We start from the raw sequence: 22,663 nt of genomic DNA, 5'->3' as shown, positions 1-22,663 counted from the left end.
AAGATCACGAACCGGAACGGATGGGAGCAGGCGTGGAAGGAAGTTATCGGCGGATTATCCGCGCTGTTCTGACGCGCCGTGATGGCGCCTTCGCGGCCCTGCTTCTGGTTTCCATCATCCTCGCCTGCCTGTCTGCCCCGCTTTATGCGACGCTCAACGGGATTGATCCGTTTTCTTCCGACATCGCAGGCACGACAATCCGGAACGGACAGCGCGTTGATCTGATGCAGCCCAACGACAATCCGCTGCATCTGGGGCTCAGTCCGATCGGACCGGACTGGCGGCCGGGGCCGTATGCGCTCGGGGCGGACTCGCAGGGGCGCGACGTTGCCGCACGGGTTCTGTATGGGGGGCGCAATTCCCTGCTGATTGCGGCGGCGTCCGCGACGGTCTGCCTCTGTCTGGCGGCCTGTATCGGGATCTGTGCCGGGTATTTCGGCGGCTGGATCGACCTGATCCTGTCGCGCATTCTGGATATGCTCTGGGCGATCCCGGTCTATCTGTTCGCAATTTCGCTGTCCGTCGTCACGGTGGGGCATGGCATCCGGCTTGGGCCTGTGACCATCGGGGCGGATAATCTGCTGATCCCGATCGGGATTATCGCGCTGGTCTATGTGCCCTATGCGGCGCGACCATTGCGGGCACGGGCGTTGAGCCTGTCGCAGGCGGGGTTTGTGATGGCGGCGCGGGGCATGGGAGCGTCGGATTTCCGTATTCTATGGCGGGAGATCCTGCCGGGGCTGACGCCGACCATGGCCGTTCTGGCTCCGCTGGTGATGGCGCTGTGCATGCTGGCGGAATCCGCGCTGTCCTTTCTGTCGCTCGGCGTTCAGGCACCGGCGGCGTCCTGGGGGACGATCATTCAGGACGGGGAAGGGCTGCTCTATACGCGTCCCATAGTGGCCATCGCGCCGGGGCTGGCAATTGTTCTGACCGTGCTGGCGCTTAATGTTCTGGGCAATGCGCTGCGGGATCAGCTTGATCCGAAAGGAGCAGGCCGATGATCCGCAGCTTAGCCTCCCGGACCGGGCAGATGCTGCTGGTCATTTTCGGGATTTCGGTTCTGGTATTCTGCATTTTCTTTGCGACACCGGGTGCGGACCCGACAGCGCGCATTGCAGGCCGGGGCGCCAGTCCGCAGGTCGTGGAACGTATCCGCGCGGAGTATGGGTTCGATCGGCCCTTGCCCGTTCAGTATGTGAAGATGATGGAAAAGCTGTTCGTCAGCCGGGATCTGACGTCTTTCGTCAATCACGGGCAGCGCGTTGTGCCCGAAGTGTTGCAGGCAGCCCCGGTGACACTCTCGCTCGTGCTGTGGGCCGCGTTTTTCTGGGTCAGTGGATCGCTGGTGTTCGGAATTGCGTCCGCTGTGCTGCGCGACAGCTGGGTGGACCGGCTGCTGATGGTTCTGGGGCTGATCGGGCTGTCCATGCCGGTGTTCTGGCTCGGGGAAGTCGTCAATCTCGTCACACAGAGCCGCTGGCATGACACGTTCCTGTTCCGCTGGGTGCCGCCGCTTGGATACGTGCCGTTTTCGCAGAGTCCCTGGGGCTGGGCGAAGGCGCTGTTCCTGCCGTCCCTGACATTGGCGGTGTGTTTCATCGGCCTGTATGCGCGTGTCCTGCGCTCCGAACTTCTGACCGCCATGGGCGAAGACGCCATTCGCACCGCCCGTGCCAAGGGGGCGGGGCCGGTGCGCGTGTGGCTGTGGCATGGTCTGCGGTTGTCTTGGCTGAGCTATGTGTCGCTGTTCGGGCTGGATTTTGCGCAGCTTCTGGGGGGCGGCGCGCTTCTGACGGAAGTTGTGTTCGCCATGCCGGGCGTGGGGCGGCTGACCTATCAGGCACTGGCAACGCTCGACCTGCCGCTCATCATGGCGACGGTCATGTATGCCGCCGTTTTTGTCGTCATCGCCAATGCGCTGGTGGACGGGCTCTATGCCCTGCTGGACCCGCGGATTATGGAGGGGCGGCATGGGCGCTGACGCTCTTTTAAAGCTGCATCACCTGCATCTGGAACTGCCGGATGGGACGGCCCTGCTGGAAGACGTGTCCCTGACCGTGCGGCGTGGGGATGCGCTTGGCGTGGTGGGGGAGTCCGGGTCGGGGAAAAGCCTGACGGCCATGAGCGTGATGGGGCTGCTGCCGGGGCTGAAAGCCTCAGGCTCCATCGGTTTTGAGGCGCGCGAACTGCTCGGGATGAAAGATCGGGAGTGGCGGCGTCTGCGTGGTGCGGGCATGGCCATGATCTTTCAGGACCCGATGACGGCGTTCCTGCCGGTGCGCTCCATTGGCGCGCAGATTGATGAACAGATCCGCCTGCATGAGCGCGTCAGCCGTCGTGAAGCGCGGGCGCGGACCGTGGCACTGCTGGGACGGATGGGCGTTCCCGATCCGGAAGCGGCGGCGAAGCGCTTTCCGCACCAGCTTTCCGGCGGTCTACGGCAGCGCGCCATGATTGCGATGGCGCTGTCCTGTGACCCCGCACTTCTGATCGCGGATGAACCGACTACGGCGCTCGATGTCACGGTGCAGGCGCAGATCCTGACGTTGCTGTGCGAAATCCGCGACAGCGGGGCGGGTGTGATGCTGATCACGCACGACATGGGCGTCGTGGCGCAGACCTGCACGCATGTAGCGGTTGTCTATTCCGGGCTTGTGGTGGAGCAGGGGCCGGTTGCGGCGGTCATGGCGCGGCCGCTGCATCCCTATACGCAGGCTTTGCTGGAAGCGATCCCGCCGCTGGATGGTCCGAGGCCGGATGCGCTGCCAACCATTCCGGGGCGTCCGCCAGCCCCGGATGCGCGCCCGGAAGGCTGTGTTTTCGCGCCACGTTGCCGGTACGTGCGGCCGGACTGTGCCGTGCGTCCTGCGTTGCGTGAACCGGAAGAAGGGCGGCGCGTGGCCTGCGTGCTGTATGATGCATGACTGTTCTGCTTGAAGCGAAAAACCTCAGCAAACACTACCGCCTGTCGCATGGGGAAACCCTGCGGGCCGTAAGCGATGTGTCGCTGGTCGTGCATCGCGGAGAGGCTCTGGCGCTGGTCGGGGAGTCCGGCTGTGGCAAGTCCACGCTGGGCCGGACGCTGATCGGGCTGGGGACACCGAGTTCGGGTGATGTGTTCTTTGAAGGCGAGCGGATTTCCGGCCTGTCGGACCGTGCACTACGGCGCTGGCGACCCCGGATGCAGATGGTGTTTCAGGATTCGTCCTCGACGTTCAATCCGCGCCGTACCATCGGTGACACGCTGGCGGAGCCGATGCGGATCCATGGACGGACCGGCATTGCGGAGCGCATTGCGACGCTGCTGGAGCAGGTGGGCCTGTCGTCGTCCGTTCTGGCCCGGTATCCGCATGAGTTCTCGGGCGGTCAGCGGCAGCGTCTGAACATTGCCCGGGCCCTGATGCTGGAACCGGATCTTCTGGTGGCCGATGAGCCAACCTCGGCGCTCGATGTGTCGGTGCAGGCGCAGATCGTGAATCTACTGCGGGATCTGCGCAATTCGCTGGGTGTGGCGTGCGTGTTCATCTCCCATGACCTGGCGGTTGTGCGGCAGATGGCGGACCGGATTGCCGTCATGTATCTGGGGCGGATCGTGGAGGAAGGGGACGTACTGGCGGTTCTGGAAGCGCCGGCCCATCCCTATACGCGGGCGTTGCTGGATGCGGTGCCCCGTCCGGACCGGCCATTGCCGCCGCCGCTCAAAGGCGACGTGCCGAGCCCGGTCCATCCGCCGCAGGGCTGTGCGTTTCACACGCGCTGTCCGCTGGCCCAGCCGCGCTGCTCGCAGGAACGGCCGGAGCTTCGGGCAGTGGGAGAAAGGCGCACGGTCGCCTGCCATTATCCGCTGCTCTAAAAAAGGCAACGGTTTGTTCCGATCTTGGATATAGACGGCAACGCCTGCCGTGGGGCACAGAAGTCTGCACGTTCCCTTGTCTTCCTTGCCCGAGATCCCGCCCGATGCGACAGACCATCCGTTTTTATCTGGGGGAAGACCTCTGCACGCTCAGGGATCTGTCCCCGACGCTGACCCTGCTGGATTGGCTGCGTGAGCGCGGCCGGACCGGCACCAAGGAAGGCTGCAATGAGGGCGATTGCGGGGCCTGTACGGTGCTGGTCGTCCGTCTTGAAGACGGGCGGCTGAACTGGCGCGCCGTCAATGCCTGCATCCAGTTCGTCAGTATGCTGGACGGTGCGCAGGTCTTTACGATTGAAGACTTGGGCACGGCTGATGCGCCGCATCCCGTGCAGAGTGCCATGGTTGAGCAGCATGGCTCGCAATGTGGGTTCTGCACGCCGGGTTTCGTCATGTCGATGGCCGCCTATCGCAAGACGGAAGGGGCCACGGCGGACGATCAGGCTATTGATGATGTACTGGCCGGTAATCTGTGCCGCTGCACCGGCTATGCGCCGATCGTGCGGGCCATGAAACAGGCGATGACGGGTGGTCCGGACCGTTTCGACGCGCAGGTGGAGGCGATTGCTGAACGTCTAACGGCATTGCAGGACGGCGAGAGCGTGCGCCTTGAAGGGCCTGAAGGCACGCTCAGCATTCCGGCGTCTGCGGATGATCTGGCGGAGATCCTGCTGGCCGATCCGGAGGCGACCATTGTTGCGGGTGCCACGGATGTGGGACTTTGGGTGACGAAGGGGATGCGTCGCCTGAAGCATGTCGTGCCGATCGGGCGCGTTCCGGAATTGCGCGCTTTGAGCAGAACGGCTGAAGGACTGCGGATCGGGGCAGCGGTGACGTATCAGGATGCGCGCCCGGCCATTGCGGACCTGCTGCCAGATGCGGGGGAAATGATCCGTCGTCTGGGCTCCACGCAGGTGCGGAATAGCGCGACGGTGTGTGGGAATATCGCCAATGGCTCCCCGATCGGGGACGGGCCGCCGATGTTCATTGCAGCCAATGCGACGCTGCATCTGCGGCGCGGGGCGGAGCGTCGGTCCATCGCGCTGGAAGACTATTTCATCGCTTACGGAAAGCAGGACCGGCAGCCCGGCGAGTTCGTGGAGGCCCTGAGCATTCCTGAGCCCGCGCCGGATGCACAGTTTCGCGCATACAAGATTTCCAAACGTTTCGATCAGGACATTTCCGCCGTTCTGGGAGCTTTCATGATCGAGGCGGACGATCAGGGCCGGATTACTGCGGTCCGGCTGGCCTATGGCGGCATGGCGGCTACGCCCAAGCGGGCATCGGGTGCTGAAGCGGCGCTGATGGGGCAGGTCTGGGATGAGGGCGCGCTGGACGCTGCACGGGCGGCCATTCTGGAAGATTTCGCCCCGCTGACCGATATGCGGGCGAGTGCCTGGTATAGGCAGACCGTGGCCGCCAACCTGCTGACGCGGTTTTTTGAAGAAACGACGGGCGGTACGCAGGCGCGTCTCGCCCGGACGGGAGGGCTGGCGCATGTCTGATCTCGCTCCGGGGGCGGCTTCGACCAGCATGAAGCATGAAAGCGCGCTGCTGCATGTGACGGGGCGGGCGACCTATATTGATGACATGCCTGAGCCACGTGGCACGCTGCATCTCGTGCCGGGGCTGAGCACGAAGGCCCATGCGCGGATCGTGTCGATGGATTTGGACGCCGTGCGCGCCGCGCCGGATGTGTTGTGCGTGCTGACGGCGGATGATGTGCCGGGCGAGAACCAGATCAGCCCGGTTCACCGGGAAGACGAGCCGCTTCTGGCGACGGATCATGTCCATTTCTGGGGGCAGGTGATGTTCGCCGTAGTGGCGACCTCGCGTCAGGCGGCGCGTCAGGCCGTGCGTCTGGCGAAAATCGAGTATGAGGAAAAGCCTGCGATCCTGAACATCGCGCAGGCGCGGGAGAATGGCAGCCCGATGGTCTGGCGTTCCCTGACCATGCAGCGCGGCGATGTGGAGCGTGGCCTGAAGGCCGCGCCACGCCGCCTGTCGGGGCAGATCGAGATTGGTGGGCAGGAGCATTTCTATCTGGAAGGGCAGGCCGCACTCGCCCAGCCCGGAGAGGCCGGGGAAATGCGGATCTGGTCCTCCACGCAGCATCCATCCGAGACGCAGCATCTGGTCGCGGCCGTGCTTGGGCGGCCGCATCATCTGGTTACGACGGAAATGCGGCGTATGGGCGGGGCGTTCGGCGGAAAGGAGACGCAGGCCAATGCCTGGGCCTGTCTGGCCGCCATCGCTGCCGACCGGACGGGGCAGGCCGTCAAGGCGCGTCTGGACCGTGATGATGACATGATGGTCACGGGCAAGCGGCATGATTTCCTGATCGACTATGATGTCGGCTTTACAGATGAGGGCGATATTCTTGCCGTGGATATGGTGCTGGCCACGCGGTGTGGCTGGGCGGCGGATCTGTCCGTACCCGTTACGGACCGGGCGCTGTTTCACGCCGATAATGCCTATTTCTATCCCGATGTGCGGCTGAAATCCGAGCCTTTGCGGACTAATACCCAGTCCAATACAGCTTATCGCGGTTTTGGTGGGCCGCAGGGCATTGTCGCGGCCGAGCGCGTGATCGAGGAAGTCGCGTTTGCGACCGGTCTTGATCCTGTAACGGTCCGACTTCGCAATGTTTACGGGACGGGAACTCGCAATCTTACGCCGTATCACATGACGGTCGAGGACTCGATTACGGCCGAGATCATCACCAAGCTGGTCGAGCGCTGTGACTATCAGGCGCGCAAGGCCGAGATCCGGGCGTTCAACCGCACCAGCCGCATCATCCGGCGCGGCATTGCGCTGACGCCGGTGAAGTTCGGCATTTCCTTTACCGCCACCCATTACAATCAGGCTGGTGCGCTGGTGCATGTCTATACGGACGGCTCGGTTCAGGTGAACCATGGCGGGACGGAAATGGGGCAGGGGCTGCACACCAAGATGGTGCAGATCGAAGGCGGGTTCGTGCAGGGTGCGGGATGGCTGACGACGGAAGAACTGGTCTGGGATGGCGGCGGCCGTCTGCGGACCCATGCGCCCAGCACCTACAAGATCCCGGCCTGTTCCGACCGGCCACGGATTTTCAATGTGGAGCTGCTGGAAAACGCGCCGAACCGGGAGGAGACGATTTTCCGTTCCAAGGCCGTGGGGGAGCCGCCTTTCGTGCATGGGGTCGCGGTTTTGCAGGCCATTTCGGACGCGATCGCCAGTCTGGATGACTATCTCACCTGTCCGAAACTCGACGCGCCGGCCACGCCTGAGCGGGTGCTGAAAACCCTTATGGCGCTGCAAGAGTGTGCGGGCTGACCATGCTGACGGATGTTCTGCGCTGGCGGCGGGATGGGCAGGACATCGTGCGCCTGACCGTCATCCGCGCCCGGGGCTCGACGCCACGGGAAGAAGGCGCGTTCATGCTCCTGACCCGGACTGAACAGACTGGCACGATCGGTGGTGGTCGGCTGGAATGGGACTGTATGGCGGAAGGACGTGCGCTTCTTGCTTCGGGCGGAGCTCTGGTCGAACGTCATATCCCGCTTGGTCCTGCCATTAATCAGTGCTGTGGCGGAGCAGTGACGGTTCGCATCGAGCGTGTGCAAGACGCGGAGGCCCTTGAGGCGGAAATTCGTGCGGAATGGGAGCGATTGCCGCAACTGCTGCTGTTCGGGGCCGGGCATGTGGGGCGTGCTCTGGCACGTTCGCTCGCACTTCTGCCGCTGCGGCTGGTCTGGATTGATGCGCGTGAGGAGGAGTTCGGGATCGTTCCGCCGGGCGTAGAGGCATATGTCACCGAGCAATGGGAACCGCTTGTTCAGGGCGCTCCCGCCGGATCGGGTGTGCTGGTCCTGACCCAGAGCCATACGCTGGATGCGCTGATCACCGGGGCGGCTTTGGAGCGCGAGGATCTGCGTTATGTCGGCATGATCGGGTCGCGGACGAAGCGTAAGCGATTTGAGAGCGCCTTCCGTCAGATCGACATTCCGCAGGAGCGGATCGATCGTCTTGTCTGTCCAATCGGGGATTTCGGGATACGGGACAAGCGGCCGGAGGTGATCGCGACCTTCGTGACAGCGGAGATTGCGACCCGGATGCTGTGCGAGACAGATTCGGTTGCCAGCCCTGAATTTTCGGAACCAGTCATTTCAGATATTGCGGATGTTACATTCGCCTCAATCCTGTCATAAAGTTCTCCATAACAAGGGCGGAGTTCCCTCACTTTTTGAATGTCACAGAAAGTTGATGTAACGGGAGGTGCGTGGCGGTCTGTGCTTCTGCTTATCCTCCCCGCATGAGCATGCAGCACCGGACGCAGCGGACTTCCGAAGTCCCGTTTTTCTCTCTACAGGCCGTAACGGGCGACAGAAGGGCCTCCCGGATGGCGCGCTTCCGGCGGGTCGGGATGGCTCTGGGCGCGATGGCCCTGATGCTTCCTTCCGCAAAGGCCGCCCCCACGCACAGCACGACGCTGACGCCAGCCCTTCAGCCTGCGAGCCTGCCGGCTGCCGATGCTGCTTTCGTTGATGATCTGGAAAAGCGGACCTTCAACTGGTTCTGGGAAACGGCCAATCCGCAGAATGGCCTGGTGCCGGATCGTGCGCCGCTCCCCAACGGGGCTGCCAGCATTGCCAGTGTCGGCTTCGGCCTGACGGCTTATGGCATCGGTGTGGAGCGGAACTACATCACCCGCCAGCAGGCCGTGGACCGGACCCTGACAACGCTGCGTTTCCTCGCCAGCCTGCCGCAGAATGATCATGTCTCGGGTGCTGCGGGCTATCACGGCTTTTTCTACCATTTCCTTGATCCCAACACCGGCCTGCGCGTCGCGGACTGGTCAGAGCTGTCCAGTGTCGATACCGCGCTGCTGATGGGAGGCGTGCTGTTCTCGCAGTCCTATTTCGATCATGACACGCCGCAGGAAAAGGAAATCCGCGACATTGCGGACCATCTGTACCGCCGGATCGACTGGACGTGGATGAAAGCCCATGGTCCCTGGCTCAGCATGGGGTGGATGCCGCCGCATACGTTCCTGCCTAGCGACTGGAAGGGCTATAACGAGGGTCTGATCATCTATCTTCAGGCCCTCGGCTCACCAACGCATCCGCTTCCGGCCGAGACCTGGAAGACCTGGACGGCGACCTATGAAGGGCAGTGGGGCGATTTCCAGGGTCACAAACTACTGAACTTCGCACCGATGTTCGGCCATCAGTACAGTGAATCTTGGATTGATTTCCGCGGCGTGCAGGATGCCTGGGACCGGGCCCATAACGTCGATTATTTCCAGAACGGGCGTGAAGCGGCCTATGCCCAGCAGGCCTATGCCCGTGCCAATCCCGGCGACTGGAAGGATTATGGTCCCAATATCTGGGGGCTGACGGCCTGTGATGGACCCGGTGATGCGCAGCAGGTCTATCATGGCAAGCAGCGCCATTACCTCGCCTACAGTGCGCGTGGGGCGGGGCGGGACTATATTCTCGATGACGGGACAATCGCACCTACGGCTGTCGGTGGTTCAATTGCCTTTGCACCGGAAATTGCCCTGCCAGCACTTAAGGAAATGCGGGCGCGTTACGGGGACCGGATTTACAACAAGTACGGCTTCCTCGACGCCTTCAATCCGTCCTTTGCCGATCAGAAATCCTACTGGGTGGATGGTCAGCAACTCGGGATCGATCAGGGACCGATCCTGCTGATGCTGGAGAACTGGCGCAGCGGGCTCGTGTGGAACACGATGAAAAAGAATCCCTATCTGCGCGCCGGGCTGGAGCGCGCAGGGTTTGAGGGTGGCTGGCTGCGGACCACGACAGCCGCGTCCACCCCGGCCGGCAAATCCCTCTGAGGAACTAGAGGGCGCGGTCCAGTCCCACGACGATGCTGTGGGGAAGCAGGGTGCCGGCCGTACGATTGGCACCGGTCTGATAGATCAGGGATCCCGGTTCAACGATGGGCAGGGTCTGGGCGCCCAGATTGATGGCAATGCTCAGCAGGGTGCCATTGTCCAGAAGCCAGCTTGCCCGGACGGCGCCGTCCCCAAGAACCTCCGCTCCCGCACTGCGCGCGCCCTTCAGATGGGGCGTGATGTGATGGTGGCGCAGCCCCAGCAGTTCCTTCGTGCGGGCGAGCCATTCCTGTCCGGCAGGTGTTTCGCGTTCCTGTCGGTCGGGACGTGACGCGTCATAGGTCGAACGGGCGATGGGGTCGGACAGGCTTTCCAATTCTGCCGGGTCGCTGATCCCGCAATATTTGCGAAACTGGTCATTACGTCCCTTACGGACTTTCTGCCCCAGTTCTCCATCAAAATCGCAGAAGAAATAGAAGGGCGTGGTGCAGCCCCACTCTTCTCCCATGAACAGCATGGGCGTCATCGGGCAGAGCAGAAGCAGTGCATAGGCGGCCTTGAACGCCTCCGGCTCGCAGAGCGTGATCATCCGCTCTCCCCGCGGGCGATTGCCGATCTGGTCATGATTCTGCAGGAAGGTGACGAATTTCGTGGGCGGCAGGTCTGCGCTTGGTGTACCGCGCATCTTGTCCGCCGGCGCAAAATATTCGCCCTGCCAGGCAAAGCCCTCCGCCAGAACCCGGCGCAGAAGGGCGGTCGGGTCATTCGTGAAGGCCTTGAAATACCCTTCGTCTTCCCCGGTCAGCAAAACGGTGACGGCATGGTGCCAGTCCTCATCCCACTGGCTGTAGCCATCGCGGAGCAGTGCGGAATTGTTGTTCTCATTCTCGAGGATCAGATGGATATGCCGTTCCGGCTCCGTATAGCGGGCGATCTGCTGACGAAGCTGGGTGAACCAGTTGCGGTTGGTGATCGCCCAGGCCGCGTCAATCCGCAGCCCGTCAAAACGGTATTCCGCAATCCAGAGCAGGGCGTTGTCGATGAAGAACTCTGCCGCGACGGGATTGTGGAAATCGATCCCTTCACCCCAGACGGTCGCATTGTCCGGATCGAAAAGCGCTTCCGCATATTCGGGCACGTAATTCCCGTCAGGGCCGAAGTGATTATAGACCACGTCCAGAAACACCATCAGGCCCAGCCCATGGGCATGGTCGATCAGCGTCTTGAGAATGGAGGGGCGGCCATAGGAAATATCGGGCGCAAACAGCAGAACGCCATCATAGCCCCAGTTCCAGTTGCCGCTGAAACTGTTGATCGGCATGAGTTCGATGGCCGTCACACCCAGATCGACCAGCTCCTGCAGTCGCCCCATCAGGCCTTCATAGCCACCTTCCAGACCAACATGCAGCTCATAGATGACCGTCTCTTCCCATGGGCGGCCTTTCCATCCCGGATGCTTCCACTGATAGAAACCGGGATCGAGGACTTCGCTCGGCCCATGCACGCCATCGGGCTGGCAGCGGCTGGCGGGGTCGGGGACGGAAAGGTCGTCGCGGATCCTAAAGCGGTAGCGTGCCCCTGCACCACAGAGTGCTTCTGTTGTGAAGAAGCCGTCTTCATGCCGTTCCATGGCCTGCGGCGGCAGGCCTTCCACTTCAAGAATGACCGTCTTGCAGGATGGTGCCCAGAATGAGAAACGTGTCCGGTCCGGACTGAGAAGTTCTGCGCCGAAGCGGCCCGTATAATGGAAAGCTGTCATGAAGAAGATCCTTGAGGGCTCGCGGGATGGGGAGAAAAATACAGTGCGGAAAGCGGCGGGAGTGTCAGAACGAGGGACTGGGCCTCACCGTGAGACGGGACATGCTGAGCGTGGCACAGGCCGCCATTGCCCATGTTGGAGCCGCCGAAAATCGCGGCGTCCGTATTGAGGATTTCATGCCAGCTTCCGTCTGATGGCACTCCGATCCGGTAGTCATGCCGGGGCACTGGTGTCATGTTGCAGACGATCAGGACCGGTGCACGGTCCGGGGCCTGCCGCAGCCAGGCGAAAACGCAGTTTTCGCGATCATCGGCGATCAGCCAGCGAAAGCCGGATGGCGTGTCATCGCGCTGATGCAGGGCGGGCTCGCGACGGTACAGTCCGTTCAGGGCGCGAACCGTATCATGCATGCCGCGACCGAACGCATCATCCAGCCGAAACCAGGCGATTTCGCCTTCGTAAGACCATTCCTGCGGCTGGGCGAGTTCACATCCCATGAACAGAAGCTTGCGGCCGGGATAGGCCCACATCAGGGCATAATAGGCCCGCAAATTGGAATGTTTCTGCCAGTCATCGCCTGGCATTTTTGCAAGAAGCGATCCTTTGCCATGCACCACTTCATCGTGAGACAGGGGCAGGATAAAACGCTCGGAATAGGCGTAGATCATGCCGAACGTGATGTCGCTGCCATGATGGCCACGCCAGAGCGGATCCCGCTCCATATAGCGCAGCGTATCGTGCATCCAGCCCATATTCCACTTGTAGTCAAAGCCCAGCCCCCCTTCGGAAACCGGCTTCGTCACACCCGGCCAGGCGGTGGATTCCTCGGCAATGAGGAGGGTCTCGGGATGGAGGTGGCGGATGGTTTCCGACAGGTGGTGCAGGAAGCCAATGGCCTCGAGATTTTCCCGGCCCCCATGGATATTGGGGTACCACTCACCTTCTTCGCGGCTGTAATCGCGGTAGAGCATGGAGGCCACGGCATCGACGCGCAGTCCGTCGATGTGAAAATGTTCCAGCCAGTAAAGCGCGCTTCCTGTCAGAAAGCCGCGGACTTCGTTACGGCCGAAATTATAGATCAGCGTATGCCAGTCCTGGTGATAGCCTTCGCGGGGATCGGCATGTTCATACAGATGCGTCCCGTCAAAAGAGGCCAGTCCGTGCTGGTCGGCCGGAAAATGTGCGGGCACCCAGTCCATGATGACGCCGAGACCGGCCTGATGGCACTGGTCCACGAAGCGGGCGAACTGTTCGGGACTGCCATGACGGGAGGTTGGTGCGTAAAGCCCAAGTGGCTGATAGCCCCATGAGCCGGAGAACGGATATTCCGTTACCGGAAGAAGTTCGATATGGGTAAAACCCAGTTCCGTGACATAGGGGATCAGTGTTGCGGCCAGTTCGTCCCAGTCCATGACGCCCCGGCCGCTTTGCGGATGGCGCCATGAGGGGGCGTGCAGTTCGTAGATCGACAGTGGGTTTTCCGGGGTCTGGTGCCGGGCGCGTTCCTGCATCCAGGCCTTGTCCTGCCAGTTGTGGCTGCTGGATGAGGCGACGATGGAAGCCGTGGCGGGCGGATGCTCGCTGGCCCGGGCATAGGGATCGGCCTTGGCGGGAAGCACCGTGCCATCCTGTGACATGACTTCGTATTTGTAGCGCTCGCCTGACCTGAGACCGGGAATGAACAGTTCCCAGATCCCCGCTTCATGTCGAAGTCGCATCGGATGACGGCGGCTGTCCCAGATATTGAAATCCCCGATCACGGAAACCCGCTTCGCATTGGGCGCCCAGACTGCGAAGCGGACACCCTGGACACCATCGACTGTCATGGGAATGGCGCCCATCATCTGGTCCAGATGATGATGGCGTCCCTCCGAAAACAGATACAGGTCCAGTTCTCCCAGCAGCAGGCCGAAGCTGTAGGGGTCATGTGTTTCCTGCCAGCCATCCGCCCAGCGGATGCGCAGGCTGTAGCGGCTGGTTTTCGGAATTGTGGTGACGTAAATGCCGCGCTCGTCAATGCGGCGCATGGTCTTTTCCGAGCGCTCTCCCTTGGCACCCTCTACCGTCAGGCGAACTTCCAGCGCGTCCGGGTAGAAGACACGAACCTGATCGGTTCGCCCTACACGGTGACGCCCCAGGAGCGCGAAAGGGTCCTGACAGTGTGTGGTGACCAGATCATCGATCATGGCTTGCAAGGGTTGAGACACGGTAATGGCCTGCATTCAGAACCTCTAGGCATGGGTGCCGGTATGGGGAAAACTGAGAATGGAACTGACCTGTTCGCCATTGCGCCCGCGTGGCATGCGTGCGGCTGGACGGACTGTGCGCGGTGCAGAGGACATGGGATCGCTGCGACGGGGCGCGATGGCATTTTCGGCTTCGCGGGCAACAGGACGCCGCCCCGTCATTTCCATCAGGAGACGGGCATATTGCGCGCCTTTGGAATCCCAGGAAACATCATGCAGGGCGCCGTTGCGCTGCATCCGCGCCCAGACCGCTTTCTGACGGAACAGATTCTGCGCCCGGCGGATGGCCAGCAGGACGGTGTCTTCCGTCGTCGGAGAGAACAGAATACCATTTGCCACGCCTTCCATGACGGCCGCAGAATTGGCATCGACAAGCGTATCGCTCAGACCGCCAACACGTGCCGCAATCGGAACGGAACCGTAACGCATGGCATGGAACTGTGTGAGGCCGCAGGGCTCAAACCGGGATGGAATGAGTGAGGCATCCACGGCGGAATGCAGTCGGTGGCCGAGCGTTTCGCTATAGCGCATGTGGCAGACGCAGTTTTTCGGATAGCGTCCCTGAAGCTGCGTGAAGGACTGCATGATGTCACGGTCCCCCGTACCGACAACGGCCAGCTGGATGTTCTCCTCGAATAGCCGTGGCGCGAGACCCGCCAGCAGGTCCGCACCCTTCTGCGTGGTCAGCCGACTCACCATGCCCAGCAGAAGGGCATCAGGGTCCTGCGGCAGACCAAATTCTGCCTGAAACACGCGCTTGTTGGCCCGTCGTGCCGCGAGATCCCCCACGGCATAGGGAAAGAACACGGCAGGATCGGTCAGCGGGTTCCATTCCCGCAGGTCAATGCCGTTAAGGATGCCGGTCAAGACATTCGCACGCGAGCGCAGGATACCGTCGAGGCCCATCCCTTCTTCCGGGGTCTGGATTTCCTCGGCATAGGTCGGTGAAACGCTGATCAGCCGGTGCGAGACCTGCAGGGCAGCTTTCATGAACCCGATCTGGCCGTAAAATTCGACGTCACCGCTGTCATAGGCCTGATCCGGCAGCCCGAAGGCCCCCATCATGCCGCGCGGGAAGAGGCCTTGGAATGCAAGGTTATGGATGACGTGTGCGACAGGAGGCGTCGGGGCATCCATGTATTTCAGATAGGTTGCCACAAGGCCGGCATGCCAGTCATGGCTCAGAACGGCATCGGGTTTCCAGTCAGCCAGCGCGCCGGCACCGATCATCGCTGCTACGCGGCACAAGACGGCATAACGCATTCCGTTATCGGCCCATGGCTGCCCGTCCGGTGCCAGATAAGGATTGCCCGGCCGTGCATAAAGGTCCGGAACATCCACGACATAAAGATGGCGCCCCTGTGCCCAGCCTTCCCGCAAAGTGACGACATGGCCCAAAACGTTATCAAACCGGATCGTCTCCTGCTGTTCGGACAGTGCCCGCAGGACGGCGGGATATCCCGGAAGGATCGTCCGGGTATCGATGCCGTGCTGCCCGAGAACCGCGGGCAGCGAGCCTACAACATCCCCCAGACCGCCGGTTTTGATGAACGGGTACATCTCGCCCGCCACTGACAGGAGCTGCAATGTAATATCCTGCGCGGGGTGCTGAATGTTGCTCATGACGCACATCTTTCCGGCCGCGAGGGCGCTGTCTCTGACGTTTGATGCCTGTGTCAGGGACAACGCTTGAAGCGGCGTTTGCGAACCTCCTTCACGGAAAAGTTATGTTCGTGTCTGCGGTTTGGAGGCGTTAGCGTTTCGGAATGCAGGACGCCCCGCCAGACGGGCGGAGGGGCCTGCCTGATCCGGTTTTGGAACGGGGTTTATGAGCAGCACACGTCAGAAGGGCCTACGCGAAGGGCGTCCGAATATTTCAGGTGCCGTACCGGAAAATGGGGGTGTCAATTTCGCCGTCTTCTCCACGGCTGCCACGGCAGTGGAGATCTGCCTCTTCGACGCGGATGGCAAAACCGAAACCGACCGCATCCGCCTGCCGGAATATACCGACCAGATTTTCCATGGCTGGATCCCCGACCTGGGTGCTGGACAGCTTTACGGCCTTCGGGTTCATGGTCCCTACACACCTGAAGCCGGCCATCGCTTCAATCCCAACAAGCTCCTGATGGATCCGTATGCCCGGGCATTTCATGGGGATTTACAATGGGATCCGGCCCTGTTCGGCTATCAGCTTGGTCATGCGGACAAGGATCTGAGTTTTGACGAGCGCGACAGTGCGCCGTTCGTCCCCAAGGGCATCATCACCGATCCTGCCCCCCAGCATTTCGAGCATCCTCGGACGTCCTGGCATGACACCGTAATCTACGAGATGCACGTCAAGGGCTATACGAAGCAGCATCCGGACGTACCGGAAACCCTGCGCGGCACCTATGCCGGGCTGACGGATGGCAATCTGCTCAGGCGCATCCGGCAGCTTGGCGTCACCGCAGTCGAACTGCTGCCCGTCCAGAGTTTCGTGACCGACCAGTATCTGGCGGATAAGGGTCTGACGAATTACTGGGGCTATAACACGATCGGCTTCTTTTCCCCCGACAGCCGCTATGCCCATGACCGGGACAATGCCCTGCAAGAGTTCCGGAACCTCGTGCGGGCCTGCCATGAAGCCGGGCTCGAAGTCATCATGGACGTGGTTTACAACCACACGGCCGAGGGAAACGAACTGGGTCCAACACTGTCTTTCAAGGGGCTGGACAATGCGTCCTATTATCGCCTCATGCCGGATGATCCACGTTATTACATTAACGAAACGGGTACGGGAAACACGTTCAACCTGACACATCTGAACTGCATCCGGTTCGTGGCAGACAGTCTGCGTTACTGGGTCAACGAGATGGGCGTGGATGGATTCCGGTTTGATCTCGGAACAATTCTCGCGCGTGAAGCAGATGGTTTTCACAATGATTCCAGTTTCCTGCGGGTCTGCCGTCAGGACCCCGTGCTGTCACAGGTCAAGCTGATTGCCGAGCCCTGGGACGTCGGGCCGGGCGGCTATCAGGTCGGCAATTTCCCGCCGGGCTGGGCGGAGTGGAACGACAAATTCCGCGACACGACCCGCGATTTCTGGCGAGGCGAGGCCCATGCCGATGCGCTGGCGCCACGTGTGCTTGGCAGCCCTGATCTGTTCAATCACAGCGGCCGCCGCACCTGGGCCAGCATCAATTTCGTGACGGCCCATGACGGTTTCACGCTCATGGACTGCGTGTCCTACAATGACCGTCATAACGAAGCGAACCAGGAAGACGGCAAGGACGGGTCATCCGACAACCGGTCCTGCAATTATGGTGTGGAAGGTCCGACCGACAATGCGGATATCAATGACATCCGCTGGCGTCAGTGCCGGAACATGCTCTCCACGCTGCTGCTGTCACAGGGTACGCCGATGCTGCTGGCAGGAGACGAGTTCGGTCGGACGCAGGATGGCAATAACAATGCCTATTGTCAGGACAGCCCGATTTCATGGCTGGACTGGTCGCTGGGAGACCGGGCGAAGGAGCTTGAGGCCTTTGTCCGGCGTCTGACGGCCCTGCGACACCGCTATCCGATCCTGCATCGTGCCCGGTTCCTGATGGAAGCCTATAACAAGGAACTCGATATTCAGGAGCTGACCTGGCTGAATGCCAATGGCGGCACCATGCAGCCCGATGAATGGAAAACCGCGCAGTGCTTCGGCCTCATGATCGACGGGCGCAGCCAGCCCAGTGGCATCCGGCGCCGGGGATCGGATGCCACTGTCATGCTGATCTTCAATGGCTGGAAGGATGTCGTGAATTTCACGCTGCCGGAGACGGGTAAGGGGCGCTGGAAGCTGCTGCTCGACACCAATATTCCGGAAAATGGCGGCGCCGTGGAGCGGGAAATCTTCCCTCAGAGCTACAAATATGTTGTGACGGGACGGTCGTTCCTGCTGCTGGAACTGGTCGGACGTGATCCGCTTCCGCAGACCTCGTCATGATGCGGAGTTGCATCCGGAGCGTTTCTCACCGAACACTGAGGACAGAGCATTTTTGTGAAAGGAGAGCATCATGCGTCTCATTCTTGCCCTGCTTCTGCCCTGGCTGCAGTTCTTCACCATTCGCCGGCCGTTTGCCGGTCTGGTGTGCCTGATCCTTCAGATCACGGTGATCGGCTGGATTCCGGCTGCCATCTGGTCAGTCTATGCGCTGAGCCAGTACAACACCGATCGCAAGATCGCTGCCGGTCGCATCTGATGCTCCGGACGTAAAAAAGCCCCCGTTCCTTGCGGAGCGGGGGCTTTTTTTATGCCTTAAGCGGGCGTGGATCAGCGGCCGATATTGCGCAGGGTGACGCCCTGGTTGAGCTTGGTTTCGATGGATTCCAGGGACACGCCCTTGGTTTCCGGAACGAAGAACAGCACCATGAAGATGAAGAGCGCATTCAGGGCTGCATAGAGCCAGAAGGTATGCGAGGCCCCGAGCGTCGTGAGCAGGCCGAGGAACGTGGCACCCACCACCATGTTCGTGACCCAGTTGGTGACGGTCGAACAGGTGATACCGAAATCACGCCCCTGAAGCGGCATGACTTCCGAGCACAGAACCCAGACCAGCGGACCGGCCGAGAAGGCGAAGCCTGCGATGAAGCACAGCAGGACCGAGATCGCGAGGTAATGCGACAGGTCCGTATTACCGACAGCGCCCGACATGATGGTTGCCAGAACGGCAAGACCAGCCGACATGATGGCAAAACCCGTGACCAGCATCGGACGACGGCCCCAGCTGTCGGCAAAAGCAATGGCGATGAAGGTAGCAAGCCAGTTGACCACGCCGACGATCGCCGTGCCCCACATCTGGCCGCTCGCCCCGAAGCCGACTTCCTGGAAGATGCGCGGCGCGTAGTACATGACCACGTTGATGCCCGTGAGCTGCTGCATGACCTGAAGCACGATGCCGAGGAGGACGGCGCGGCGGAAGTTCCGGTTTTCAAGGAACATCGCCAGACCGCGCTGACGGTCATGGATCTGCCCCTGGATGTCGCGGATTTCCTGATGGGCAAGCTCGGGGTTGTGACGCAGCTCTTTCATGATCGACAGGGCTTCCTCGTGACGGCCCCGCAGCATCAGCCAGCGCGGGCTGTCGGGCAGGAAGAACGAACCGATCAGGAAGAACGTGCCGGGAATGGCCATGATCCCCAGCATCCAGCGCCATGAGCCGCTATAGGACAGGATGGCGTTGGACACGAAGGCCAGCAGGATGCCCAGCGTAATCATCAGCTGATACATCGACACCAGACTACCACGCCGCGAAATGTCCGAGACTTCGGAGATGTAGAGCGGAGCCACGAAGCTTCCGATACCGATCGCCAGACCCAGCATCGTACGCCCGATGATCAGCTCGGAGACAGAGGATGCCAGGGCGCAGACGAGGCCGCCCGCCACGAACAGGAACGCGCTGAAGATCAGCGAGCGGCGGCGTCCGAACGCATAGGACATGCGGCCTGCGCCCACGGCACCGACAGCCGCGCCGAACATCATGGATGACACGATCCAGGACTGCTCGAATTCGGAAGCATGGAACTCGTCACGGATGAAGCCGAGTGCGCCGGAAATGACGCCTACATCCAGTCCGAACATCAGGCCCGCAATCGCAGCCAGTGCCACGGCGAACATCATGCGTCCGACCATGGGGGCTTTGACCGCAGCAGCAGAAGGGACGGGAGAGGGGTTGAGCACTGTGTCGCTCATGACGGGAAAACTCCGGCGACCCGCAGGGCAGACCTGTCAGGGAAAGGCAGAAAAGAAACCGGGCAGGTCAGCCTGCACCGGGGAGAGAGGGAGAGGGCTCTTCTGTGACAGGCACAGTGATTCGCCATCTTGAGTCCTAAAGTATAACGCATGATTGGGAAAATATTCAAAATTATATGTGATAATCGGGAGGGATTTTCTGTTCTGATGCAATCGGGCCACAGATATGACGTCCGGGCGGCCGTCTGACACCGTCTTCCGGATTGCCAAGGGCGGACCGCGGCGACACACTTCCTACCCTTTCCGTGTTCATGGACAAGCCCTCGTGTTCCTGCGTCAGCTGACCTATCTCATCGCTCTGGACCAGTACCGGCATTTTTCCCGGGCGGCGGAGCACTGCAATGTGTCGCAGCCTGCGCTGTCGATGGCGATCCGCCAGCTGGAGCATGAACTCGGCGTCCCCATCGTCCGGCGGAACCGTCGCGTTCTGGGGCTGACACCGGAAGGTGAGCGCGTTCTGGCCTGGGCGCGGCAGACAGTGGCTGCACTGGACGGTCTGCGTCAGGAAGCCGATTTCGCGCATGAAGTCGCTGGGGGAACGCTGTCGATCGGGACCATTCCGCCCGCCATTCAGGTCATGCCGCCGCTGATGGAAAGCCTGCGGGCTGCCGTACCAGCACTTCATATCGAACTGACCGTGTCGGCCAATACCGACATCCTGCATGACCTGACCGAGCAGCGGATCCAGATGGGGCTGATCTATCTGGATCAGGTTCCCGAAGACGGCAGTTTCGAGACGCACCAGCTTTATGCGGAACAATATGTCTTCGTGGCGGGCTCCCGCATGGAGTTGCCGTCCCGCAAGACGTTCAGCTGGGCGGATGCCGCCGAGCATCCCCTTGGCCTTCTGGGGCATTCCATGCGGACGCGGCAAATCGTGGATGAATGCTTTGCAAAGGCCGGGAGCAAGCCCAACGTCCTGCTCGAAACCAACGCGCTCGAACTGCTATATGTCGAAGTGCTCGCCGGGCGTCTGGCGACGATCCTGCCGGTGGCTGCCCTGCCGCATCAGCGCGATCCGGCCAACCCGCTTCAGATCCGGCGTCTCGCGTCATGCCCGTCTCCGGGAGTGGGTCTGGTGCGTCTGAAACAGCCGGTGCAGACGGCGCTGATGTCCCGCAGCTGGGAAGTCGCCACGCAGCTCATTCTGGAAGATGCGCTGACAGTCTGAGAATCATCATAAGCGCGGCTTATGATGCAATCATGACAATATCTTGGACAGGCCTGGGTTTCCTTTCGCAATTTGCGGCTTTTTGGACGGAAGAGTGCCAGGTTTGGGCGGGAGAATAGCCGGTCTCGCGGGACTGGGGTCAACATTCGGATCGGAACTGCGCGATGTTCTGATCCAGCGCTGGGGATGGCTGATTGCGCCGTCCGCGAAAGATCTGGGCTTTGCGGTCCGGACTTCGGTGGCGGCGATCCTGTCCCTGCTCATTGCCATGTGGATGGAACTGGACAGCCCGCAATGGGCGCCGCTGACCGTCTGGGTCGTGGCGACGGCTTCGCGCGGGGAGAGCCTGTCCAAGGCGCGCTGGCGGTTTGCGGGCACGATCATCGGGGGCTGCATGGGCGTGGCCCTGATCGCGGCTTTTCCCCAGCAGGCAGGGCTGTTCTTCATCGCGCTCGCGCTCTGGATCGGGCTGTGCTGCGGCTGGGCGACGTTTCTGGACGGCTATCGGCGCTACGGGTTTCTCGTTATCAGCTTCACCTCTGCCATCGTGGCGACAGGCGCGATCAGCCAGCCTGACGATGTTTTCAATGTCGCCATGGCGCGCGGCACGTACATCATGCTGGGAACGCTCTGCGAAGCGGTCATGGCGGCGCTCTTTCTGCCCAATGTCCAGAAGGAAGCCCGGCAAAGGCTTCTGGGGCGTCTGCAACAGATTACCGCCAAGGTGGCCTCTCACGCCGAAATCCTGCGGGCGGGCGGCTTTGATCCGGAAACCGAAAGCCGCCTGCTGACCGAACTGGTCGATGCCAACAGCCGCATCGAGTTCGACGTTCTCGAAATGGGATCTGGAACCCGGCGCAGTGCAGACCATGCGCGTGCCGTTCTGGCGCGTCTGCTGGCAGTCCTTGCGCGGGCGCAGGGCGGGGCGACCGGTATTGATGTGGATCGGGATCTGGAGGCGGCCCATAACCATATTCAGGCGATCATCACGCCACCGCGTCATGACCACTTCCGTTTCCGCACGCGTTCTCCGCGTCATATGCTCGAAGCGGTGTTCAACGGGTTGCGGGCTGCCACCGGCATCATGGGTGCCTGGCTTCTCTGGGAAGTGACGGCCTGGCCTTCGGGGCCGGCTTTCGTGTCCTTCGTGGCATTGGTTTATGGGTTGCTGGCCACCCGCGAAATCCCCGCACTGGCCTCATCCGGCTTTTATCGTGGCGCGGTCTGGTGTGCGGGCGTGGCGGGGATCTATGCGTTTTTTGTTGTGCCCGCTGTCACGGCGCCGGAATATCTGGCGCTGCTTCTGATGATCCCGATGGTGATCGGCGGTCTGGCTGCCCGGACACCAAAGCTCGTGAACCACGCCTTTTCGTTCAACATGTTCCTGCCCGTCCTGATCGGACCGTCAAATCTCATGCGCTATGACGAGGTGTCGTTCCTTAATGGTGCAAGCGCCTTTCTGGGAGCGGTCATTTTCGCGCGCGTCACGTTCGGCGTGGTGTTTCCGTTCCGGGCTGACAGTCACCTCAGACGCACATCGGTCTGGGTTGAGCAGCATCTTCGTTTTATTGCACGAGGCGGCGGACAGACGGTTCATCAGTGGCTGGCGATCAATGCCGCCAGCATGGTCCGCGCCGTGCGCAACTGTCAGGGTGTCCCGCGCGACGTGATGCTGACCTATATGGCGCGGCATCTGCATGCGATGGCGCTGGGACTGTGGGTGATCGAACTGCGCGACGCTGCGGCACGGGAAACGACGCCTGTGCCGGTCCGCAAACGGTTGCAGGTCTTTCTGCGAGCCTGGTTCCGCAAAGGGGATAGCGCGGCTCCGCTTGCGCGGACTGTGGCCCAGTCGCTGCGGAACGATCCTGCCGTTGAACCCGACATCCGGACCGCTCTGCAACGGCTGGCGGGGGACGTGCCCCCGTCTGCCTGATCAGCCTTCCT

Annotated in this window: 16 protein-coding genes; 12 read left to right on the top strand and 4 right to left on the bottom strand. The window is 61.5% G+C overall.

Features of this window, described 5'->3' with window-relative positions; all coding sequences use genetic code 11:
* Positions 1–20 precede the first annotated feature (20 nt).
* From ACJ2A4_RS06420 to ACJ2A4_RS06385, 8 genes are all read left to right on the top strand, one after another.
* The gene (locus tag ACJ2A4_RS06420) at positions 21–1,004 is read left to right on the top strand and encodes an ABC transporter permease (RefSeq protein WP_408872192.1); all 984 of its coding nucleotides are present in this window, start codon (positions 21–23) and stop codon (positions 1,002–1,004) included.
* Entirely contained in the window at positions 1,001–1,984 is a 984-nt protein-coding gene (locus ACJ2A4_RS06415; RefSeq protein WP_408872191.1) for an ABC transporter permease, read from the top strand. The genes ACJ2A4_RS06420 and ACJ2A4_RS06415 overlap by 4 nt, the downstream gene beginning before the upstream one ends.
* A complete protein-coding gene (locus tag ACJ2A4_RS06410; RefSeq protein ID WP_408872190.1) occupies positions 1,974–2,927 on the top strand; it encodes an ABC transporter ATP-binding protein in 954 nt (317 codons plus the stop codon). Before ACJ2A4_RS06415 ends, ACJ2A4_RS06410 begins: the two co-directional genes overlap by 11 nt.
* Positions 2,924–3,856, top strand: a complete 933-nt coding sequence (locus tag ACJ2A4_RS06405; RefSeq protein WP_408872189.1) for an ABC transporter ATP-binding protein — start codon at positions 2,924–2,926, stop codon at positions 3,854–3,856. The genes ACJ2A4_RS06410 and ACJ2A4_RS06405 overlap by 4 nt, the downstream gene beginning before the upstream one ends.
* Before the next feature lie 104 nt (positions 3,857–3,960).
* Positions 3,961–5,421: a xanthine dehydrogenase small subunit gene (gene xdhA, locus ACJ2A4_RS06400; protein WP_408872188.1), complete on the top strand. Its 1,461-nt coding sequence runs from the start codon at positions 3,961–3,963 to the stop codon at positions 5,419–5,421.
* Entirely contained in the window at positions 5,414–7,234 is a 1,821-nt protein-coding gene (locus ACJ2A4_RS06395; protein WP_408872187.1) for a xanthine dehydrogenase molybdopterin binding subunit, read from the top strand. Before xdhA ends, ACJ2A4_RS06395 begins: the two co-directional genes overlap by 8 nt.
* Before the next feature lie 2 nt (positions 7,235–7,236).
* The gene (xdhC, locus tag ACJ2A4_RS06390) at positions 7,237–8,109 is read left to right on the top strand and encodes a xanthine dehydrogenase accessory protein XdhC (protein ID WP_408872186.1); all 873 of its coding nucleotides are present in this window, start codon (positions 7,237–7,239) and stop codon (positions 8,107–8,109) included.
* 104 nt (positions 8,110–8,213) lie between these two features.
* Positions 8,214–9,761 carry a glucoamylase family protein gene (locus ACJ2A4_RS06385; protein ID WP_408872185.1) on the top strand — a complete coding sequence of 516 codons (1,548 nt, stop codon included), beginning with the start codon at positions 8,214–8,216 and terminating at the stop codon, positions 9,759–9,761.
* Between the two features lie 4 nt (positions 9,762–9,765).
* On the opposite strand, the gene treZ is transcribed toward ACJ2A4_RS06385, so the two are convergent.
* From treZ to glgA, 3 genes are read right to left on the bottom strand one after another with little or no spacing between them, the layout of a single operon-like run.
* Entirely contained in the window at positions 9,766–11,520 is a 1,755-nt protein-coding gene (treZ, locus tag ACJ2A4_RS06380; RefSeq protein WP_408872184.1) for a malto-oligosyltrehalose trehalohydrolase, read from the bottom strand.
* The gene (gene glgB / locus ACJ2A4_RS06375; protein ID WP_408872183.1) at positions 11,517–13,742 is read right to left on the bottom strand and encodes a 1,4-alpha-glucan branching protein GlgB; all 2,226 of its coding nucleotides are present in this window, start codon (positions 13,740–13,742) and stop codon (positions 11,517–11,519) included. The genes treZ and glgB overlap by 4 nt, the downstream gene beginning before the upstream one ends.
* A gap of 9 nt (positions 13,743–13,751) precedes the next feature.
* A complete protein-coding gene (gene glgA / locus ACJ2A4_RS06370) occupies positions 13,752–15,389 on the bottom strand; it encodes a glycogen synthase GlgA (protein WP_408872182.1) in 1,638 nt (545 codons plus the stop codon).
* 205 nt (positions 15,390–15,594) lie between these two features.
* Between glgA and glgX the strand changes: the two genes are divergently transcribed.
* Both glgX and ACJ2A4_RS06360 read left to right on the top strand, forming a co-directional pair.
* The gene (gene glgX / locus ACJ2A4_RS06365; protein ID WP_408872181.1) at positions 15,595–17,739 is read left to right on the top strand and encodes a glycogen debranching protein GlgX; all 2,145 of its coding nucleotides are present in this window, start codon (positions 15,595–15,597) and stop codon (positions 17,737–17,739) included.
* A gap of 70 nt (positions 17,740–17,809) precedes the next feature.
* The gene (locus ACJ2A4_RS06360) at positions 17,810–17,995 is read left to right on the top strand and encodes a YqaE/Pmp3 family membrane protein (protein ID WP_408872180.1); all 186 of its coding nucleotides are present in this window, start codon (positions 17,810–17,812) and stop codon (positions 17,993–17,995) included.
* A gap of 71 nt (positions 17,996–18,066) precedes the next feature.
* On the opposite strand, the gene ACJ2A4_RS06355 is transcribed toward ACJ2A4_RS06360, so the two are convergent.
* Entirely contained in the window at positions 18,067–19,485 is a 1,419-nt protein-coding gene (locus tag ACJ2A4_RS06355) for a sugar porter family MFS transporter (RefSeq protein ID WP_408872179.1), read from the bottom strand.
* Positions 19,486–19,810: 325 nt separating this feature from the next.
* Between ACJ2A4_RS06355 and ACJ2A4_RS06350 the strand changes: the two genes are divergently transcribed.
* The gene (locus tag ACJ2A4_RS06350) at positions 19,811–20,716 is read left to right on the top strand and encodes a LysR substrate-binding domain-containing protein (RefSeq protein WP_408872178.1); all 906 of its coding nucleotides are present in this window, start codon (positions 19,811–19,813) and stop codon (positions 20,714–20,716) included.
* Positions 20,717–20,810: 94 nt separating this feature from the next.
* The gene (locus tag ACJ2A4_RS06345; protein WP_408872177.1) at positions 20,811–22,652 is read left to right on the top strand and encodes an FUSC family protein; all 1,842 of its coding nucleotides are present in this window, start codon (positions 20,811–20,813) and stop codon (positions 22,650–22,652) included.
* The last annotated feature ends 11 nt before the right edge of the window (positions 22,653–22,663 follow it).

It is taken from the genome of Gluconobacter roseus (genome assembly GCF_046058915.1).
Lineage (GTDB): Bacteria > Pseudomonadota > Alphaproteobacteria > Acetobacterales > Acetobacteraceae > Gluconobacter > Gluconobacter roseus_A.
Note: the sequence above shows the minus strand (reverse complement) of the source record. Positions and strands in the feature narration are given on the sequence as shown.

Bases quoted from the DNA above. Each gene is read 5' to 3' on its own strand.
- ACJ2A4_RS06415 (WP_408872191.1), top strand. From the start codon at position 1,001: ATGATCCGCAGCTTAGCCTCCCGGACCGGGCAGATGCTGCTGGTCATT.
- treZ (WP_408872184.1), bottom strand. From the start codon at position 11,520: ATGACAGCTTTCCATTATACGGGCCGCTTCGGCGCAGAACTTCTCAGT.
- ACJ2A4_RS06385 (WP_408872185.1), top strand. From the start codon at position 8,214: ATGAGCATGCAGCACCGGACGCAGCGGACTTCCGAAGTCCCGTTTTTC.
- xdhA (WP_408872188.1), top strand. From the start codon at position 3,961: ATGCGACAGACCATCCGTTTTTATCTGGGGGAAGACCTCTGCACGCTC.
- glgA (WP_408872182.1), bottom strand. From the start codon at position 15,389: ATGAGCAACATTCAGCACCCCGCGCAGGATATTACATTGCAGCTCCTG.
- glgX (WP_408872181.1), top strand. From the start codon at position 15,595: ATGAGCAGCACACGTCAGAAGGGCCTACGCGAAGGGCGTCCGAATATT.
- glgB (WP_408872183.1), bottom strand. From the start codon at position 13,742: ATGCAGGCCATTACCGTGTCTCAACCCTTGCAAGCCATGATCGATGAT.
- ACJ2A4_RS06410 (WP_408872190.1), top strand. From the start codon at position 1,974: ATGGGCGCTGACGCTCTTTTAAAGCTGCATCACCTGCATCTGGAACTG.
- xdhC (WP_408872186.1), top strand. From the start codon at position 7,237: ATGCTGACGGATGTTCTGCGCTGGCGGCGGGATGGGCAGGACATCGTG.
- ACJ2A4_RS06395 (WP_408872187.1), top strand. From the start codon at position 5,414: ATGTCTGATCTCGCTCCGGGGGCGGCTTCGACCAGCATGAAGCATGAA.
- ACJ2A4_RS06405 (WP_408872189.1), top strand. From the start codon at position 2,924: ATGACTGTTCTGCTTGAAGCGAAAAACCTCAGCAAACACTACCGCCTG.
- ACJ2A4_RS06420 (WP_408872192.1), top strand. From the start codon at position 21: ATGGGAGCAGGCGTGGAAGGAAGTTATCGGCGGATTATCCGCGCTGTT.
- ACJ2A4_RS06360 (WP_408872180.1), top strand. From the start codon at position 17,810: ATGCGTCTCATTCTTGCCCTGCTTCTGCCCTGGCTGCAGTTCTTCACC.
- ACJ2A4_RS06355 (WP_408872179.1), bottom strand. From the start codon at position 19,485: ATGAGCGACACAGTGCTCAACCCCTCTCCCGTCCCTTCTGCTGCTGCG.